This is a genomic window from Silvibacterium bohemicum, assembly GCF_001006305.1.
GTDB lineage: Bacteria > Acidobacteriota > Terriglobia > Terriglobales > Acidobacteriaceae > Silvibacterium > Silvibacterium bohemicum.
Genome location: NZ_LBHJ01000012.1, coordinates 348,486 through 365,334, shown reverse-complemented (window position 1 = coordinate 365,334; position 16,849 = coordinate 348,486). Strand labels below are relative to the sequence as shown.

Below are 16,849 nucleotides of genomic sequence, written 5' to 3'. Positions count from 1 at the left end.
TCTCGATGTTGAGATGTGGGATTCCACTTCCGGGAGGGAGCAGGGGCCTTCAGGCCCCTGAATCCTGCCCTGCAAAGAAGGGGCTTCAGCCTCGGGCTCTCCCCCGCCAGCAGCATCACCGCAACAGGCTTTAATTATTAAAATGCTCCTCAGCCATCAGCAGGTGAAACTCCTGCGTCTCTCGCAGGCTGGCGAGCTCCTTATCCGCCATCAGCTTCTTGCGGTCATCGAAGCCCTCGCTGAGAGCCGTGCGCAGATAGAGCAGCGCAGCCTTCATATTCCCCGCCTGGGCATAGATCTTGGCCAGGGCATAGTTCAGCTTCGCCTGCTCCTCGACCGGACCTAATTCCGCGATCCTCTCCAGCGACTCGCGGATAAATACCTCCGGGTCGATTGAGAAGGCGTGCTGGTAGGCTTCCACGCCCTGCTTGTACTTGCGGTCGGCGAAGTAGGCGGTGCCGAGATTGCTGTAGAACGACGCCGTCTGCGGCTTGTAGCGAAGCGCCTTGCGATAGCAGCTTTCCGCCTTGTGATAGTTCTTCTCTCCGTAGTAAATCGTGCCGAGATTGTTGATGGCCTCGGCATACTTCGGATCGAGAGACACCGCTTTCTCATACTGCAGCTTCGCGAAGTCCAGCGCGTACATGTGCTGGTAAGCGATGCCCAGCTTGTTCCACACCACTGGCGAGTCCTGCGGAGCATGCTTGTAGGCGTCGATCGCGGCTAGATATCGCTCGCGAACCATCAGCAGGTCGCCCTGCGTCTCCGGGCTCAACGAGGAAAGACCGTAGCTCACAGTGGAGACAGTCTGGAATTGCGGCTGAGCCGCAATATGCGTGGGAAAATCCTGCGCGACATCCGCCGAAACATAAGTCGATTCGGAGACTCGATCAAGATAAGGGCCGGAGCCCTGGGCGGAAATGCTGGGGATAGGACTGCACGCGGTAACGAGAAGGACAACCAACACGCGTGGTGTGATCGGTGAAACTGGATGCCTGGTGAGCATACTCACCTCCTTCGAGCATCGAGCAACTTTTGTGGCCGTATTCTCCCTCTTTTCGCCTAGAACTGCCAAGTCCCCATTTGCGACCGCATGAAACTTTAGTGTTACTGCATGAAATTGAGACATGCCGAGGCGAACCGCTTCCCAAGCGAAAACCGGAAGGCAGGCATGTCTTTTTTAAAAATGTCGGATGAAACTGGCCCGATGGACTATCTGCGCCGAGAGCCGATACGCGCTGCAATCCCCAGGAAATTGTCTTCTTCGGGCTCAGCCAGCGCTACCGCCGAGCTGCGGCCGTGTGGACCTCGCCTCAAGGGAACTCGAACACCAGCATAAGGATCCTGCGGTTCGGCATTGCGCCGCCACAGGCGTTGAATCTTCTTCCACAGATGAGAAATGGTATCGAGCACCGGGATCCTCCCGAGTATTGCCTGGTCTAGGTTTTATCTGGCCCGCTCTTGTCGTCATTGGAAACCACGTCAATGCCCGAATCAAGTCTCTTTTCTGCGGCAGAACTGCAAAAGTTCTTCATCCCGGCTCGGTACAATTGGCCGAATCAAACTCACGAAAAGGGGTTCGACGGATGGAGATGGCGCGGGTGATCCTGTTCACCGGGCAGATGGACGAGATGACCCGATTCTATGGAGAAGTGCTCGGCCTTCAACAAGTTACAAGCGAGAAAGGCTGGCGTGACTTCGCCGCCGGCGGTGCGCGGATTGCGCTGCACTCCGGCCCCGCCTCACCCGGCAGCAAGGGACCTAAAATCGTCTTTCACGCCCAGGATGTCGCAGCGACCCGTGAAATCCTGGGCGCACGAGGCGCACGCTTCGGGAAGGTCCGGCAGGGTGAGGTCTTCTGCCTGTGCGACGGAAAAGATCCCGACGGCAACCCCATCCAACTGTCTAACCGCTGATTTCACCACTGCGATGGAATCGTCTATGAACCTGGCGAGGTTAAAGAGAACGGCAAGATTGGGTTCTGGGCGGAGGCCAGCCAACGGTCGTGCATAGCCTCAAACGCCTCCTCCAGGGCTCGCGCCAATCCCTCTCCGTCGCATAATTCACTAGCCAGCATCGAGGCGCGAAGGCTCTTTCGGAGCTTCGCGCGACCTTCGGTATCATTCACCAGCTCGCTTACGATGGCCACGTACTCTTCCTCTGTTTGAGCAACCCACTCAGGCTTCCCCAGGGCTTTCAAGATCGAAGCCGCCATCCTGCCACTGACCCGACTCCCCTCTAAGGCCACCAGCGGGACTCCCATCCACAAGGCGTCAAATGCCGTTGTGCCGCTATTCGTGGGTAGGGTGTCGAGTGCGATGTCGAGGCGGTCGTAAAGGCGCATGTGGGTGGGAAAATCGGTGTTCAAGACACAAGGTAAAAAGGCGATGCGATCCGAGGCGATCCCCATCTCCTGGAAAGCCTTCCGAATACGCTCGTGGGTTTCTTCCTGAAACTCCGCTCGATCCTCAAGCAGTAATTTCACCTTGGGAATCGCTCGCAGAACTTTGGCCCACAGAGATAAAGTCTCGTTCCGGATTTTGTTGTAACGATTGAACGACCCCAGCCAGATAGTTCCGTCCGGGTCAGGAGCCCATGCGCTCTCAGGCAGAGACTCATCCCCCTTATAGCAATGAGCGACGTGGGGCAGCTTCCATAGCCCCTCCGTGAAATGACCGTCGCATTCGTCAGCATAATTCTCGTCGGTGATATACCAATCCATTTCAGTCAGGCCGGTTGTGCTCCAATACCCGATGTAGGAGCACTGCACCGGAGCCGCACGGTGCGCGAAGATGCCTAGGTGGCAATGCGAGGTGTGGCCCGTGGTGTCGATTAGCACATCGATCCCTTCCTGCCGTATGCGATCCGCCGCCAGGCTATCTGGGACTTCGATCAAGGGAACATAGGCGTCTGCTTGGGAGCGAAAGTGCTCGGCCAGGACGTCATTCCTCATCACCGTAGGAAAGAGTGTGAGGTGTATGCGACGGTGATTCAGATGGTCGAGAAAGGACTGGAGAAACACCGCTACCGCATGTCGTCCTAACTCAGCCGATACGATTCCCACGCGTAAGGAGCGGCCCTGACGCGGATCGGTGGAGAATACCCCACCCCTCACCGAAGCGCGGGAGCGGGCCAACGCGCGTTCCCCGTCGCTGAGCAGCGCTCTTTCCCAACCTCTCGCGGCCTCGATTTCTTCCTGAGGGGAAAGGAAGTGAAATGTGGAGTACATGTATAGCATGTTGCTATACGCATCGTTTCTACCGGTCCGAAGCGCGATCGCCTTCAGATAATTTTCATTCGCTTCTTCCGGCTTATCCTGCTCGGCCAACGTTCCCGCAAGATTGGTGTGGGCGAGTGTGCTTTGCGGATTCAGCTCCAGGGCGTTCCGGTAAGCGTCGACGGCTTGCTGCAACAACCCCTGATCCTGGTAAACGTTCGCGAGGTTGATATGGGCGGAAGGGAAGTCGGGTCTTAGGGCGATTGCCTCCTTACAGCGAAGGATCGCCTCTCTCAACTCACCCTTTTTCCGCAAAACCTCCCCAAGATTGTTGGTAACTTCGGCGGAGCTGGGATTATGTACCAGGGCCTGCCGGTAGCAGTCAATTGCCTCGTCAATCCGACCAAGCCGGGAAAGTACAACTCCGCAGTTGTTGAGCGAGGAGGCGCTGGCAGGCCTGATCGCGGTGGCTAGTTGAAAGCAAACAAGAGCCTGCTCGAACCTGCCTAATTGTTCGAGCGCCCTGCCCAGGCCATTGGCGGCGTCATACGACCTTGGCTGGAGCTTTAAGGCGGCCGTGTAGATCATCGCCGCCTGGTCGTGCAATCCGCTCGCGGCCAGAACCTGGCCGAAATTTTCATAATGATGAACGCTGGTAGCTCCCATCTCCCGGGCGCGCCCCATCAGCGTGATGGCTTCCTCATTATTCCCTGTCTGGTGAGCCGCCAGTCCTGCGAAATGCAGGGCCTCGGAATGAGCGGAGTCGTTCCTTAATATCTCCGCATATATTGCCTGTGCCTCACGAACCTGACCCGCTTGGTGTTTTGCGAAGGCTTGCGCCAGGAGCTCATTTTGTGCCGACAGTTTCAATAGCCTCCAAAGCGCAGTGGCATGTCAGTTTACGTCTTGCGCGGCATGAACTACATCACTCGGAGGATGCACTCTACAGAGCGCAAAGGATCATCAAAAAACCACCAAAAACATGTCCGACAGCTGATTCTCAACTGTGGGAAAAGATTTTCTGCCAACAGGCACAGCCGGCCCCGGACTGGCTTCGTTGCCCCGCCCAGCCCGATAAGATATACTCAATCTTTGTCCGGAAGTGGCATTTTGTCCTGTGCCTGCCGGCTTATTACTTCTTAAAAGCTATAGGAGCGCAGTTCCATGCCGAAGCGCACATTTCAACCCAATCGCCGCCGTCGTTCGAAGGTTCACGGCTTCCGCACCCGCATGAAGACCAAGAGCGGAGCAGCCGTCCTTTCACGCCGTCGCGCCAAGGGCCGCAAGCGCGTCTCTGTCAGCCCTAGCTACCGCGACTAGCCCCTCACTTTCGTTTCTTCCCACCCTGAAAGAGTCTGCGTTCTATGAACAACGGCAGTCAGGCAATCTGGACTGCCGCGGTCATTCCTGTCTGGAGTGCGCCTCCCGACTTGCGCGACAATAGTCCTATGCCGGACGACTCTCCCGATCAGCGCGGCAGCCGCCTGCGAAAGCATGCTGACTACCAGTGTGTCTACAAGGAGAGCCGCAAGCACTTTTCCCCCTCCATGAGCTTCTTCTTCCGCAAGCGCGGAGTGGACCTGGCCGGGAACAGTGCGATTTCAGCTCCGCGTGTGGGCCTCACCGCAGGCAAGGTGCTGGGCAAGGCCGTTGATCGCAATCGCATCAAGCGGCGCATGCGCGAAGCGGTGCGGATGAACCTGGCACGCCTGCCGCAGTCCGTCGACGTCGTCCTCCATCCGCGCAAGTCCGTCATCGACATGGAATTCGGCAAGCTCTCCGACGAGGTCGCCCGCGTCTTCTCGACCGTCTCCTCGCATATCGAGAAGCCGCCTGCAGGGGCCGGCAAGCGGTCTTCAGCGGCGGCCGACAAACGTTCTTCAGGAAACAGCCCAGCCCGGAAACATGGGGCCCAGCGATGAGCCTGCGCGACCGCTCCATCTCATTCGTCTTCGGCGCCTACAAGCTGGTGGTTTCGCCCCTGCTGCACGCCCTGAGCGGACAGTCGGGCGCATGCCGCTTCCGGCCCACCTGTTCGGAGTACGCAGCCACGGCCGTCAGCCAGCACGGCTTTCTCCGCGGCGGATGGCTGGCCCTGCGCCGCCTCGCACGCTGCCACCCCTTCGGCCAAGGCGGCTTCGATCCCGTTCCCAACACCCTTTGCCGGCATCGGGAAGAAAGCGATGACTCGCTCTCCCACGCCGGCGCACCAACATCCACACCCAGACCCGCGCATTGATCGCGCCAATTACCATTGGAGTGCGGTCGTTTCGATATTTACCGATCGGATAGGACAGTAGTTTGGCAGAGATAAAAAACCCGAATCAACAAGGTGCCGGCGGCGGTCAGGACTCGCGCACCATCCTCGTTTTCGCCGGCCTCTTCATCCTGATTTTCTTTGGCCTTCAGTATTACAAGGGCAAGAAAGCGCCGGAGCAGCCGACGACCACGCAGCAGCAGGCGCAATCGTCGAGCTCCACGTCGCCAGCTTCCTCGGCCCCAGCCGAGGGTGCCGCGATGATGATGATGACCGCCGCTCCGTCCGCCGGAACCGTCTCCGCAGCCTCTGAAAGCCAGAGCGTCATCGAGAACGAGCTCTATCGCATCACCTTCACCAATCGCGGCGCCCAGGTGAAGTCGTGGGTTCTCAAGAAATACACAGACGACGAGGGAAGACCTCTCGACCTTGTGAATCATGAGGCCGCGGCCAAGTTCGGCTATCCGCTCTCTCTCTACGCCTACGACGCGAACCTGCGCGGCAAGCTGGCCAGCGGACTGTATGTTCCCTCGGCAACCGGCTCCATCGCCGAGCCCGGATCATTGAGCTTCGACTACTCCGCCGGCGGACTGACTGTTCACAAGACTTTCAGCTTCGATTCCACCTACGTGATCCACGCCACCGTGACCGTGACTCAGAACGGCGCACCGGTCACTACGCTTCTCTCGTGGCCCTCCGGCTTCGGCGACCAGAGCACGCTGCCGCAGTACGCCAGCGGCATGCTCGATCTCTCGCAGAGCGGCAAGGACGACCAGCTGCCCGCCAAGAAAGTCGTCGGCAACGACACGCTGCACGGACCGTTCGACTATGCGGGCATCAGCGATCTCTACTTTGCGACCGTCTTTCTTCCCGACACCCCGTCCGATGCGACAGTGGTCAGCCTGCATAATTCACTGGCCATTCCACGCAACCGCAAGAAGCCGGATCCCAACGTGACCGACTCCGCCTCGGTGCTGGGCGCGGCGATCGGCGATAACTCGGGTCAGATCAATACCCGCATCTTCGCCGGACCCAAGTCTCTCGACGTCTTAGGCTCGATCCACACCACCAGCGGCCTGAACCTCGAAAAGGTTGTGAACTTCGGCTGGTGGGGAATCATCGCCAAGCCGCTCTTCCTCTTCCTGCGCTTCCTTCACGAGCACGTAGTGCCGAACTGGGGATGGGCCATCCTGCTGCTCACCATCATCCTCAACCTGGCCATGCTGCCCACCCGCCTGCAGATGATGAAGTCGTCGCTGAAGATGCAGCGTATCCAGCCGCAGATGGACGACATCAAGGCCAAGTACGCCAAGTACAAAACCACCGACCCGCGCAAACAGGATATGCAGAAGGAGATCTTCGATCTGCAGAAGCGCGAGGGCGTGAACATGTTCGGCGGCTGCCTGCCCATGCTCATCCAGTGGCCGCTGCTCTTCGGCTTCTACCGCATGCTGAGCAACGTGATCGAGCTGCGCCACGCGCACTGGCTCTGGCTGCCCGATCTGGCCTCGCCCGATCCCTGGCACATCCTGCCTATCTTCGTGATCGTCTCCATGTTCCTGACGCAGTTCCTCACGCCCTCACCCGGCATGGACCCGGCGCAGCAGAAGATGATGGCCTTCACCATGCCCGCCGTCTTCGGATTCATGATGTGGAACTTCGGCTCCGGCCTGTCGCTCTACTGGGCATGCAGTAACTTCATCGGAGTAGCCCAGCAGATGGTGATGAACCGCACCAGCCTCGGCCGCGAAATCCGCGAGATCGCCATTCGAAGAGCGGCTAAAAAGAACGGCAAGATCATCAACGCTCGAAGATAAACGCAAAGAAAGTCCACCCCAAAGCGCCCGGATTCGTCCGGGCGCTTTTGCTTTTCAGAAGCGACCTGACGAAATCCGGACGGAGTGAGATACTAAGTCGATGCCCATCGAGGACTATTCTGCTGCGGCACAGAAGATAGCCGCCTTTCTCAAGACCCTTACCACCACAGGCGGTCTCAGACTGAAATACAGGATCACCGCCGGAGCTGGCGCGGCCGATCCCGATCAGCTGGAAGCGCGCGAGATCTACGTTGAGCTCGTGGGTCCCGATGCAGGATTGCTGACCCAGCGCGGCGGCGAGTTGCTTCGCTCCCTCGAGCATGTAGCCGCGAAGATCATCCGCCTCGAAAACGAAGAGCACGACAAGGTATCGTTCGACGCCAACCACTTCAAGGCCATCCGGGCGCGTGAATTGAGACTGGCCGCCGAGACTGCTGCCGAAAGAGTGCGCCACACCGGACAGCCTTATAGCTTCGCTCCGATGAGTTCGCGCGAGCGCCGTATGCTGCACCTCGCCTTCCGCGACTATGACGATCTCGCGACATCGTCGACCGGCGAAGGCCTGCGCCGCTTCGTAGTCGCCCATCCCAAAGGGTACGACACCAGCAAACTAGCCGCGCTAGCCGGGCCACCCGCCCCGTTAACCAGCGGCCGCGGCCGCCGCTAGCCTCGCGCCTTGCTCATGAAGAAGCCGGTTTCCGCAGGGAGCGTGAGGCTTCAGCCTCACGAATAAGTCGCAAAGTTCACGGGGCTTTAGTCCTCGGCCCTTTGCATCCGCCCTCTAACCTCGAACATCTCAATGCAGCCTCATCCCCAAGTCGCCGAACAGGAATCGATTGCCCACGAAACTATCGTGGCTATCTCAACCCCGCCGGGACGAGGCGGCATCGGCATCGTGCGCCTCTCCGGCCCCCACGCGCTGGAGATCGCCAACGCGCTGCTGACCCTGCGCAGTCCACTCGCGCACGCACTCGCTCGCTTCGCCGAGATTCACGACCCCGAATCCAACAGCAAACTCGACGAAGCCATCGCAACCTGGTTCGCGAAGCCGAAATCGTACACCGGCGAAGACCTGATCGAGATCGCGGCCCACGGCTCTCCCGTCATCCTCGAATTGCTGGTGCGCCTGGCATTGCAGCATGGCGCCCGCCTGGCGCGGCCCGGCGAGTTCACCGAACGAGCCTTCCTCTCCGGACGCATCGACCTCACGCAGGCCGAAGCGGTGCGCGATCTCATCGAATCGCAGACCCTCTACCAGGCGCGCACCGCGGCCGAGCAAATGGATGGCGCACTCTCCCGCCGCATCCGGCCGGTGAAACAGACTCTTGTAGAGCTGATCGCAGTGCTCGAAGCCGGCATCGACTTCGCCGAGGACGATGTCGATCTGATGCCGGATGCGGAAATCGTAACTCGCATCGATACAATTTCGGTGGACCTCGAAAAACTCGCCCGCTCCTTCGAGCACGGCCGCATCGTCCACTCAGGATTGACCATGGCCATCGTAGGCCGCCCGAATGTCGGCAAGTCGTCGCTCTTCAATCGCCTCGTCGAGCGCGAGCGAGCGATCGTCACCGCAACGCCCGGCACCACACGCGACCTGGTGACCGAGCGAGTCTCTCTGGGCGGCATTCCGCTTGAGCTCGTGGACACCGCGGGACTGCGCGAATCGACCGACGAAGCAGAATCGATCGGCATCCAGAAATCGCGCGAGGCATTGGCCGATGCGGATCTGGTCCTGGTCGTGATCGAAGCCGGAGTACCGCTGCGCGAAGATGAAGCGCAGATCATCCAATCGCTCGCCGGACGCAAGGCTCTGATCGTTCGCAACAAGATCGATCTGGATCTGGAAGACAATGCGGTAGGCGAATCAACAATGGCCGTAGTCGGCACATCCGCAAGAACCGGCCAGGGCATCGACGATCTCCGCGCCGCGCTGCTGAGCATGGTGCGCGCACCAACCGGAGAAAGTGAAAGCGGAATCCTCACTAACCTCCGCCAGCACCAGGCAGTGACCGAGGCATTGAGCGGACTGGTAGCCGCGGAAGAAGCCGTCGCCAGGAAGACGCCGCACGAGATGCTGCTCCTTGACCTCTACAGCACGCTCCGCCAGCTCGACAGCCTGACAGGAGAAACCACAGCCGACGACATCCTCAACCGCATCTTCTCCACCTTCTGCATCGGCAAGTAATATCGCGTGGCCGCACCCAACCTGCACGACTAATCAGCCCAGCAGGAAAACGGAAAAGGCCAGAGCGGATAACCACTCTGGCCCTTCGCGTTCCAAGACGATGGTTGTCGCCTTGGCTCTTTCTTTGCAGGACTAGCTCATGCTCAACAGTGTCGGCTCATCGTGAACTAGCCTGCAAAAGCAAAGCTATTTCTCGGTCAAAACCGTCACACCGGTTCTTCCCGTCACGTAGACCTTCGCGGTAGCGAAGTTCAACGCTACATAGTTTGCCGGAACACCCTGGATGGTCGCCGTGACAGTGTTGTTAGCACCGCTGATCACGTCAACGGCATCCTGCGCCGTGGCGGCCACAAAGGCAAGGTTCGTGACCGGATCCACATCGACGCCCAACGGAGCGTCACCCACGGTGGGGCTGGCAAGCAGGGCACCTTTGTGGCTGAGCACTCCGGTCATCGACAGGCCGGAGGGCTCCTGATCCGTTACGAACACGTTGCCGGTGACGAAGTTCGCCGCTGCGCCCATAGTCGAGGATCCAAAAACGGTGTTAGCGATGATCTTTTTCGCTCCGGCTTCGATAACAGCGGTCAGGTCAGAGCCAAAAGGAACATAGAGACGGTTGAGGATTGGATTAATGGCGATCGCGACCGGCTGGTTGCCATGCAGATCGATGGAGTCGCGAAGCTTCGCCGTAGAACCGTTAATGATGTTGATGACGTTGTCGCTGCCGTTGGCTACATAGACCTTGCCGTCCAGCGGGTTGGCCACGATTCCGGTGAGTCCGAAGCCGGGGGTGGTCGTAACCGGAATCGTGCTCAGCGTCTTATTGCTCTTGCCGTCGATCACGGTTACGGTGCAGGGCGAGGGGTTCAGGTTGGTGTTGCAGCCGGCTACGTAAACGCGATTGGCAAGATAGTCGACCGCAACAAACAGCGAGCCCGAGGGAACAGAAACGGTTTGGGCCAGCGTATCGGTGCTTCCGTTAATCACCCCGAGGTTGTCGGTGGCTGCACCGTTGTTGGGAGCGACAGCGTACACGGTGTTCGTGATCGGGTTCACCGCTACACCCTGAGCGCCAGAGGGAAATGCGATGGAAGTCTTGATGGTCTGCGCACCTGCCATCGCAGAGAGGCTGGTAGACAGTGCGGCCATGGCCAGAAGTTTGCACAGTTGGTTCTGCATCGAAATCTCCTTATCGGGGTTGAGGGCACGCATATCTCTATGCGAATCGGCTGCGAGCGCATGCAAGCGGGTAGGAGTGTGGATAAAAAAGACAACCGGGCCCGGTGGTTGTTCGGTGCTCCTTGGCGGCGCTGCACAAAAGATGAAGAAGCTGGATCATGCGAAGTAATGTTTGCGAAGAGCCTTCGGGGTAGCGGCTCTTATCTGTACTGTTGACTGCCGGGGCCACCTCTCTTCAACGCGCCGCGGTCAATATTCGATGAAACGCGCGGAGAGCTGCGGGGTAGCCAATCTCGTAGACAGGAACATCAGCTCGATCTCATCACCGCGAACTGAAATTTCCCGGATTGCAACACTCGGTTCCCGGAGCCGGCCTTAGTTCGACTGCAGCAGATAGATCGCCCATGGCTGCGTCGAGTCTTCTCCAATCACGAAGATCGCGTACTTGCCATTGAGCTGTCCGGCGATCGCGACTGCCGGGAAAGAATCGGTTGCGCCGGTGGCGTTAGCCGCGTACCCGCCTTCAACTGTGACCTTGGCATTGGGATACAGACCAGCGTTGCTGGAATCCTGGCTGCCGAGATCGATGGCGAAATCGCAATTCGGCGGAGCCGAGGGATTGTCCTGTCCGTTGAGCTGCGGGAAGTCGCCGCCATAGATCACGGTGCTGGTGCTCGGGGCAACCGAGGTGCAGCCGATCTGAGTGGGAGGAAAACCAAACGACGCCAGGTGCGAAGACACGATCGGAGTAGGGACGGTGTACTGACCCGCGCCATAGATGAAGCCGAGATACTGCGCGCCGACCACGGTGCCGGTGTCCAACGCGGCGGAGGGCTTGGGAAGCCCCACCGCACCGGTTCCCGCTCCCAGGGCATTCTCATAGGGCAGCGGAGGGGATGAGTTGGCAAGAATATCCTGCGGGTTGGATCCATTGCCTTCCACCAACAGGCCGGAGGGACCGATCCCGATGGTGGCCTGGGGGGAGTCAACGTTGTTGCCGCTACCTCCTACACCAGGAGTGGTAACAACTTCCGTTCCTGGAACCTCGATGGTCGAGCCGTAGGCGGAAGGACCGCAGACGCCCGTAAGCGAAGATGGCGGCGGCTGGAGGGGCGCTGCGCTTCCACCCGGTCCGCTTCCATTGACTGAGGCAGAGGGCAAAAGGAACTGCTGGATGTTCTTGAAATTGACGGTGCTGCCGCTGGTGCTGATGTCGACGCTTCCGAACGCGGTTTCGCTGGTCGGATCCCAGCCGAGGGTTGCCGGCATCGCGCCGGCAGGCAGTACCCCTGCGGGGATGGTAAGGAACTGGTAGGTTTGCGCTGTGGAGAAATTCGGGCATGCGTTCGCTGCCACCAGAGGCGTGACCGGCTGTTGAACCAATTGCGTTTGGTTCTGCAGCACGACAGGGACTTGCACGAAGCCGCCGGCCTGCCCCGCAAGTTCCAGCGCAAAACCGCCGGTTCCCGGTGTCGGGCTGGTGGGAACAAGCCCGAGCGAATTACCGCTGGAATTCTCAACGTAAAGCGTGGAGATGCTCAGGCTGCGCAGGCCCCGCTGCGACACGCTGAACGTACCGGCGCTGAGGATCTGCGGCGGCACGCCACCGATGGTTTGCGAGAAGCTCGGCATTTTCACGGGAGACTGCGGCGCGTCGTCAAAGGTGTAAATACTCAAGCCTGTGTTTCCGGCTACAGAGCCGGCGAAGTAGTTCTGCGGACCCGTCGGCTGCGCCGCCGAAGCAGGCGCAGTTGCAGTCGACGGAGAGGTCGTTGTCCCGCAGCCAGCGAGGCAGAGCAGGAGAAGGATAGCGTTCACAGCGGCGGACGATCGGGCATGATCGCGAAACGGACGCTTCAGTGGTTTCGAGTTCTGCATCAAGCATCCTCCAGGAAAGTGAATGGGTTCGAAAAACAACCGGGAAACGAAGGGGCGCACCCCCATCCGCCCCTAAAACGTGCCCTTGAGAGCGAATTGCAGGATGCGTGGATCGTGCGCATCCACCGGATGCAGAAACGAATTTCCCTGCAGGCATCCCGAGGCTCCGGCAGAGTAAAGCTCCGTCTGGTCGCCGTAGCAGTTGATGACATTGTTGCCAACATTGCCGGGGTTGGCCGGATCGGTAATACGGAACTGCGTGTGATTGAAGACGTTGAAGGCCTCGGCGCGAAACTCGATGTCGAGGTGCTCGGCAAACGGCTTGAAATGCTTGAAGAGCGACATGTTGAAGTTGACCCGGCCGGGATTGCGAAGATAGTTGCGGCCGGAGTCGCCGAAGGTCAGGCCGCGGGGCGCGGCAAAGGCGCCGGGATTGAGCAGCAGCGGGCCGACATTGTTTTTGCCCTGCGCAACGAAGGGCTTGCCGGTATGTGCCGAACCTATGATGTCGGCATAGGAGCCCACACCCAGCCCGTCTCCCACTCCGGCGTTGTCGGCCGCCCCGGTGCCGTTAGCGCCGCCTGCGTTGATGACGCTGAACGGCGTGCCGGTGTCAACCGTGGTGAGGCCGCTCCACTGCCAGCCGCCTAACACCGTCTTTACGATAGGCGCGAATTCCGCCGCCGGCGCCGCGGCCGCGGGAGTGGTCCCCGCCTGCTCATCCGCGTCGCTGCCGCTGCCCACCAGGTGCGTAAAGCCGCCCAGCAGCCGCAAAATCGGCAGGTCGTAGATGTAGCTGAGATTGAAGATGTGTTTCTGGTCGAAGTCCGAGCTGGCATGGCTGGAATGGATATTGAGAGAGTCCGCGAAGTTCGCGCTGGCGCGGTCGGAGGCGTCGTCCAGAGAATGGCTGTAGGTGTAAGCCACAGCGATAGTGAGCGGCCCCGTAGTCTCGCGCAACGAGGCCTGCAGAGCGTTGTACTCGGAATCGGCGGTGTTCTCTACCGAGATAATGTTGCTGAAGCCAAGATAGGGCCGCTGGGTATCGGCGCTCACCCCGAGTTTCCCACCCCCGTTGGCGAATCCCGGATTGCCGGTGCAGGCAACAAAGATATTGATGTAACCCGGATCGTTGGACGCAATCGCAGAAGAGCTGGGGATGGTCACCGGCGCTCCGGGATTGGAATTGTTGAGTCCCTGCGTCGAGAAAACACCTCCATTGGCCCCGCTGGAGCACACGCTTGCGGTGATCGGCTGTCCCGGAGCAAATGGGTTGAGAGCGTTGCTGAGAGGCTTGAGCTGGTTCAGGTCGCGCACCGCGGTCAGATGCGTGCCCTTGGTGCCCACGTAGGCAAGCTGTCCCACCAGGCCCTTGTGCAACTCGCGCTGGAGACCCAGGCTCCACTGCTGCACGTAGGAATAGGTTGCCTTCGTCGGGATGGAGGTCACGTTCAGCGGAAATGTGGACCCACCACTGCCGGGTGGCGGAGTGAAACTGCCGCACTGCGCCGTTCCCCCCTGGCAGGAGAGGCCGATCAGTCCATACGAGTTGTAGGCGGGTGGCGCGGTCGGGGTGCCGGCGATTCCTTTAATATTCGATTGCGTTTCGCTGAGGACGAGCGGGGCGCTCCCGGTGAGAGAAGCCACGTTCGCTTCGTAGCTGGTGCCATGCTCCCAGAAAAGACCGTATCCGGCGCGGAGAGCGGTCTTGCCGTCACCCCACGGGTCCCAGGAAAGTCCGACCCGAGGCGACGGATGAAACAGCTTGTTCGACATGCAGGAGTCGGAGACCACCGCACTATTGGCTCCGCCGCACTGCACCAGTCCGTTTGTGATAGCGGGATCGAGCGCATTGGCCCCAGTCAGACTATAGGGTCCGGTATTCTTCAGTGGAACCGGCAGGCCGCCGATTTTGTTCACCAGCTCGCCGTTGTTCGGATCGATAAAAATCGAAGCGCCGAGAGATTGATTGAATTCCTCGGGGCGCCAATTGTAAGCCGTGCCATTCGGGTTGTACCACGCTCCGAACAGGTTCGCGCGAAGTCCCGCGTTGATGGTGAGACGGGATGTCGCACGAAAGTCGTCCTGCATGTAGAGATCCGCCACCTTGTTGCGGTTGTAGTACTTGGCCTGCCCGCTGTCCTGGGTATAGCTCTTGATCCCGCCCGTAGCGGTCTCGGCACTGAAAATGCTGGGCACAAAACCAGAGCCGCCAAGAAAATCGGCAAATGCGTTTCCAGATGTAAACGTGGACTGCTGGTTGCTGAAGGTCAGCAGGCCCTGCTGGTCGCCGGAGTTGGCTCCGGTCACGCCGCTCAAGGCGTTCTGCTGGGTATAAGCTCCCCAGAAGCCCCATTGCAAAGTGTGCCTTCCGATGGTCTTGCTGGCGTCATCCCTCAGTGTGAACGTCGGGTTGGCTTGGTTCCAGGGCGCATAGCCGGTATCGGCCGCAAAGCCGTGTCCGCCATAGGCGCCGTTGTTCCCCTGGAAGACAAGCCCGGGAAGAAGACCCTGGGGAGTTCCCGGAATCTTGCTGCCGCCGTAGCCGTTGTTGAAGATGAACCCCATGGGACACTCGGTGATGCTTGGGGGATAGGAATTCGCGGGAGGCGTGAACAACGAGCAGCCTGCTCCCCCCATAGCCGTCCCACCGGTCGCCGCGGGATCGTCGAGCACGGTCGGCCGCCCCAGCGAGGTAACACCCGGCCCCGCCTGCGGCGTCAGCGTGATGTGCTGGACAACATAGCCGGCCGAGATCAGGTTGATGAAGTTGTGCGGCAGCGTCTGCGACAGGATCACAGCCATGTCGAGGCCGGGGCCGGTGAGCTGATTCTCTACCGTGGGAAAGCTGTTGTGAACGACTCCCCACTGCGGAACCAGCGTCACCGTGTCCCAAGCGTCGTGCACATAGCGAAACGACAGACGTTCGTGATCGTTGAGGTTGTGGTCGATGCGAAACAACTCTTCACGCCAGTGCGTGGCCGGAGAGACCGAACCGACGAAGCAGTGCGGCAAAGGCGACGGATTGGTGGAGTTGCATCCGCTGCTTGCGTTCGGCTCCGGAATCAGTCCCGAGTTAAGAATTGCGGCGCTGGTGTAGTCCACAGGCACTCTGCGGCCAATGTTGAAAGCACCGGAGCCGGCGGGCGTGCCCTGCGGACAGTCCGAAAATCCCTGAGAAGGATTAAAGGTGGCGGAGCTGTTGGGCAGCAGCGTCGGGCACACGTCGGAGAAATCTCCCGATCTCTCTGCCATGGTGGGCACCGCCTGGTTGTAGTCCACCGGCGTCTTCTCGCGGCGCACCTCTTCTGAAAAGAAGAAGAAGGTTTTCGTCTTCGTCGTGTTGTACACGTGTGGAATGTAGAGCGGGCCGCCGATGGTGCCGCCAAAATCAAGTCGCCGATACAGCGGGGTCTGGTACTTCGGCTTTCCCTGGAATCCTGGAGGCTCAGGATTGGGTTGGTCGAAGAAGTTCCTGGCATTGAACATCTCGTTGCGCAGAAACCCATAAACATCGCCGTGGAAGTTTTCCGTGCCCGACTTGGTAGTGATCAGCACGCTTCCCGAAGCGCTCTTTCCGTACAGGGCACTGTAGTCGGCCGTAAGCACCTTCATGTCCTGGATGGCATCGATGCTGGGATACACCATCAGCGGCTCGCCCTGCCCGCGGCTGGCGTTGATGCTGGTGTTCAGCACGTCGCTGCCGTCCACCTCGAAGGTGTTGTACTCCACGCGTCCGCCATTGACGCTGAACTTCGCGCTTCCGGCGACGCCTACCTTGGCCTCATCCTGGCCGGTCTGGTTGCTTACACCGGGAGAGAGAGTGATGAGTTGCGAGAAGTTCCTGCCGTTGAGCTGGTAGCCGGCAATTTCCTTGCTGCCGAGAGAAGTGGAAAGCGACGCGCTGCCTGTGTCCACGGTAGACGGCACGCCGGCATTGACCTGAACCTCCTCGGTGACCTTGGAGACTTGGATCTGCGCATTGAACACGATGGTGTGTTCCGCGGTAAGCGTCAGAATTTCGCTTGACCGGCGGGTGAACCCCGGAGCTTCCACGATTACCTGGTAGCGTCCGGCAGGCAGACCGGGAACGTTGTAGGAGCCCTGGCTATCGGACTGCACCGACCGCTTGACGAGCGTGTCTTGATTGATGACTTGAACTGCAGCGCCAGGAATGACGCCGCCATCCGGATCGGTAACCTCACCGGAAATGCGCCCTTGGCCGGCTTGACCGAACGCTGCCGGGAGACCCAGCAGCGTGATCAACGGCAGCACCAGCATCAATCTTGAGAGAACTCGAATCAGCTTCACTA

Annotated in this window: 12 protein-coding genes; 7 read left to right on the top strand and 5 right to left on the bottom strand. The window is 59.7% G+C overall.

Annotated elements, in window-relative coordinates; all coding sequences use genetic code 11:
• Positions 1 to 130: 130 nt before the first annotated feature.
• Positions 131 to 1,006, bottom strand: a complete 876-nt coding sequence (locus tag XX99_RS17885) for a tetratricopeptide repeat protein (RefSeq protein ID WP_050060754.1) — start codon at positions 1,004 to 1,006, stop codon at positions 131 to 133.
• 595 nt (positions 1,007 to 1,601) lie between these two features.
• Between XX99_RS17885 and XX99_RS27765 the strand changes: the two genes are divergently transcribed.
• Positions 1,602 to 1,916, top strand: coding sequence for a VOC family protein (locus XX99_RS27765; protein ID WP_184085048.1), 315 nt, complete (start codon positions 1,602 to 1,604; stop codon positions 1,914 to 1,916).
• A gap of 23 nt (positions 1,917 to 1,939) precedes the next feature.
• On the opposite strand, the gene XX99_RS17870 is transcribed toward XX99_RS27765, so the two are convergent.
• On the bottom strand, positions 1,940 to 4,087 hold the full coding sequence (locus tag XX99_RS17870) for an O-linked N-acetylglucosamine transferase, SPINDLY family protein (RefSeq protein ID WP_050060751.1): 2,148 nt from the start codon (positions 4,085 to 4,087) through the stop codon (positions 1,940 to 1,942).
• 294 nt (positions 4,088 to 4,381) lie between these two features.
• Between XX99_RS17870 and rpmH the strand changes: the two genes are divergently transcribed.
• From rpmH to mnmE, 6 genes are all read left to right on the top strand, one after another.
• Entirely contained in the window at positions 4,382 to 4,537 is a 156-nt protein-coding gene (rpmH, locus tag XX99_RS17865) for a 50S ribosomal protein L34 (RefSeq protein ID WP_050060750.1), read from the top strand.
• 44 nt (positions 4,538 to 4,581) lie between these two features.
• Entirely contained in the window at positions 4,582 to 5,139 is a 558-nt protein-coding gene (gene rnpA, locus XX99_RS17860) for a ribonuclease P protein component (protein ID WP_231581466.1), read from the top strand.
• Complete coding sequence (gene yidD, locus XX99_RS17855) at positions 5,136 to 5,456, top strand: membrane protein insertion efficiency factor YidD (protein WP_082125684.1); 321 nt, start codon at positions 5,136 to 5,138, stop codon at positions 5,454 to 5,456. Before rnpA ends, yidD begins: the two co-directional genes overlap by 4 nt.
• A 62-nt stretch (positions 5,457 to 5,518) precedes the next feature.
• Positions 5,519 to 7,291 carry a membrane protein insertase YidC gene (gene yidC, locus XX99_RS17850; RefSeq protein WP_050060749.1) on the top strand — a complete coding sequence of 591 codons (1,773 nt, stop codon included), beginning with the start codon at positions 5,519 to 5,521 and terminating at the stop codon, positions 7,289 to 7,291.
• Positions 7,292 to 7,391: 100 nt separating this feature from the next.
• Positions 7,392 to 7,958 (top strand): Jag family protein, encoded by a 567-nt coding sequence (locus XX99_RS17845; protein WP_050060748.1) that lies wholly within the window; start codon positions 7,392 to 7,394, stop codon positions 7,956 to 7,958.
• Between the two features lie 132 nt (positions 7,959 to 8,090).
• Entirely contained in the window at positions 8,091 to 9,479 is a 1,389-nt protein-coding gene (gene mnmE, locus XX99_RS17840; RefSeq protein WP_050060747.1) for a tRNA uridine-5-carboxymethylaminomethyl(34) synthesis GTPase MnmE, read from the top strand.
• Between the two features lie 186 nt (positions 9,480 to 9,665).
• Here mnmE and XX99_RS17835 read toward each other — a convergent pair whose 3' ends face one another.
• The 3 genes from XX99_RS17835 to XX99_RS17825 form a co-directional block, all read right to left on the bottom strand.
• On the bottom strand, positions 9,666 to 10,658 hold the full coding sequence (locus XX99_RS17835; protein ID WP_156186060.1) for a YncE family protein: 993 nt from the start codon (positions 10,656 to 10,658) through the stop codon (positions 9,666 to 9,668).
• Between the two features lie 375 nt (positions 10,659 to 11,033).
• Positions 11,034 to 12,536: a hypothetical protein gene (locus XX99_RS17830; RefSeq protein ID WP_050060745.1), complete on the bottom strand. Its 1,503-nt coding sequence runs from the start codon at positions 12,534 to 12,536 to the stop codon at positions 11,034 to 11,036.
• Between the two features lie 72 nt (positions 12,537 to 12,608).
• Positions 12,609 to 16,847 carry a TonB-dependent receptor gene (locus tag XX99_RS17825; protein ID WP_050060744.1) on the bottom strand — a complete coding sequence of 1,413 codons (4,239 nt, stop codon included), beginning with the start codon at positions 16,845 to 16,847 and terminating at the stop codon, positions 12,609 to 12,611.
• Positions 16,848 to 16,849 lie beyond the last annotated feature (2 nt).

Bases quoted from the DNA above. Each gene is read 5' to 3' on its own strand.
- XX99_RS17830 (WP_050060745.1), bottom strand. From the start codon at position 12,536: ATGCAGAACTCGAAACCACTGAAGCGTCCGTTTCGCGATCATGCCCGA.
- XX99_RS17885 (WP_050060754.1), bottom strand. From the start codon at position 1,006: ATGCTCACCAGGCATCCAGTTTCACCGATCACACCACGCGTGTTGGTT.
- rpmH (WP_050060750.1), top strand. From the start codon at position 4,382: ATGCCGAAGCGCACATTTCAACCCAATCGCCGCCGTCGTTCGAAGGTT.
- rnpA (WP_231581466.1), top strand. From the start codon at position 4,582: ATGAACAACGGCAGTCAGGCAATCTGGACTGCCGCGGTCATTCCTGTC.
- XX99_RS17835 (WP_156186060.1), bottom strand. From the start codon at position 10,658: ATGCAGAACCAACTGTGCAAACTTCTGGCCATGGCCGCACTGTCTACC.
- XX99_RS17845 (WP_050060748.1), top strand. From the start codon at position 7,392: ATGCCCATCGAGGACTATTCTGCTGCGGCACAGAAGATAGCCGCCTTT.
- mnmE (WP_050060747.1), top strand. From the start codon at position 8,091: ATGCAGCCTCATCCCCAAGTCGCCGAACAGGAATCGATTGCCCACGAA.
- yidD (WP_082125684.1), top strand. From the start codon at position 5,136: ATGAGCCTGCGCGACCGCTCCATCTCATTCGTCTTCGGCGCCTACAAG.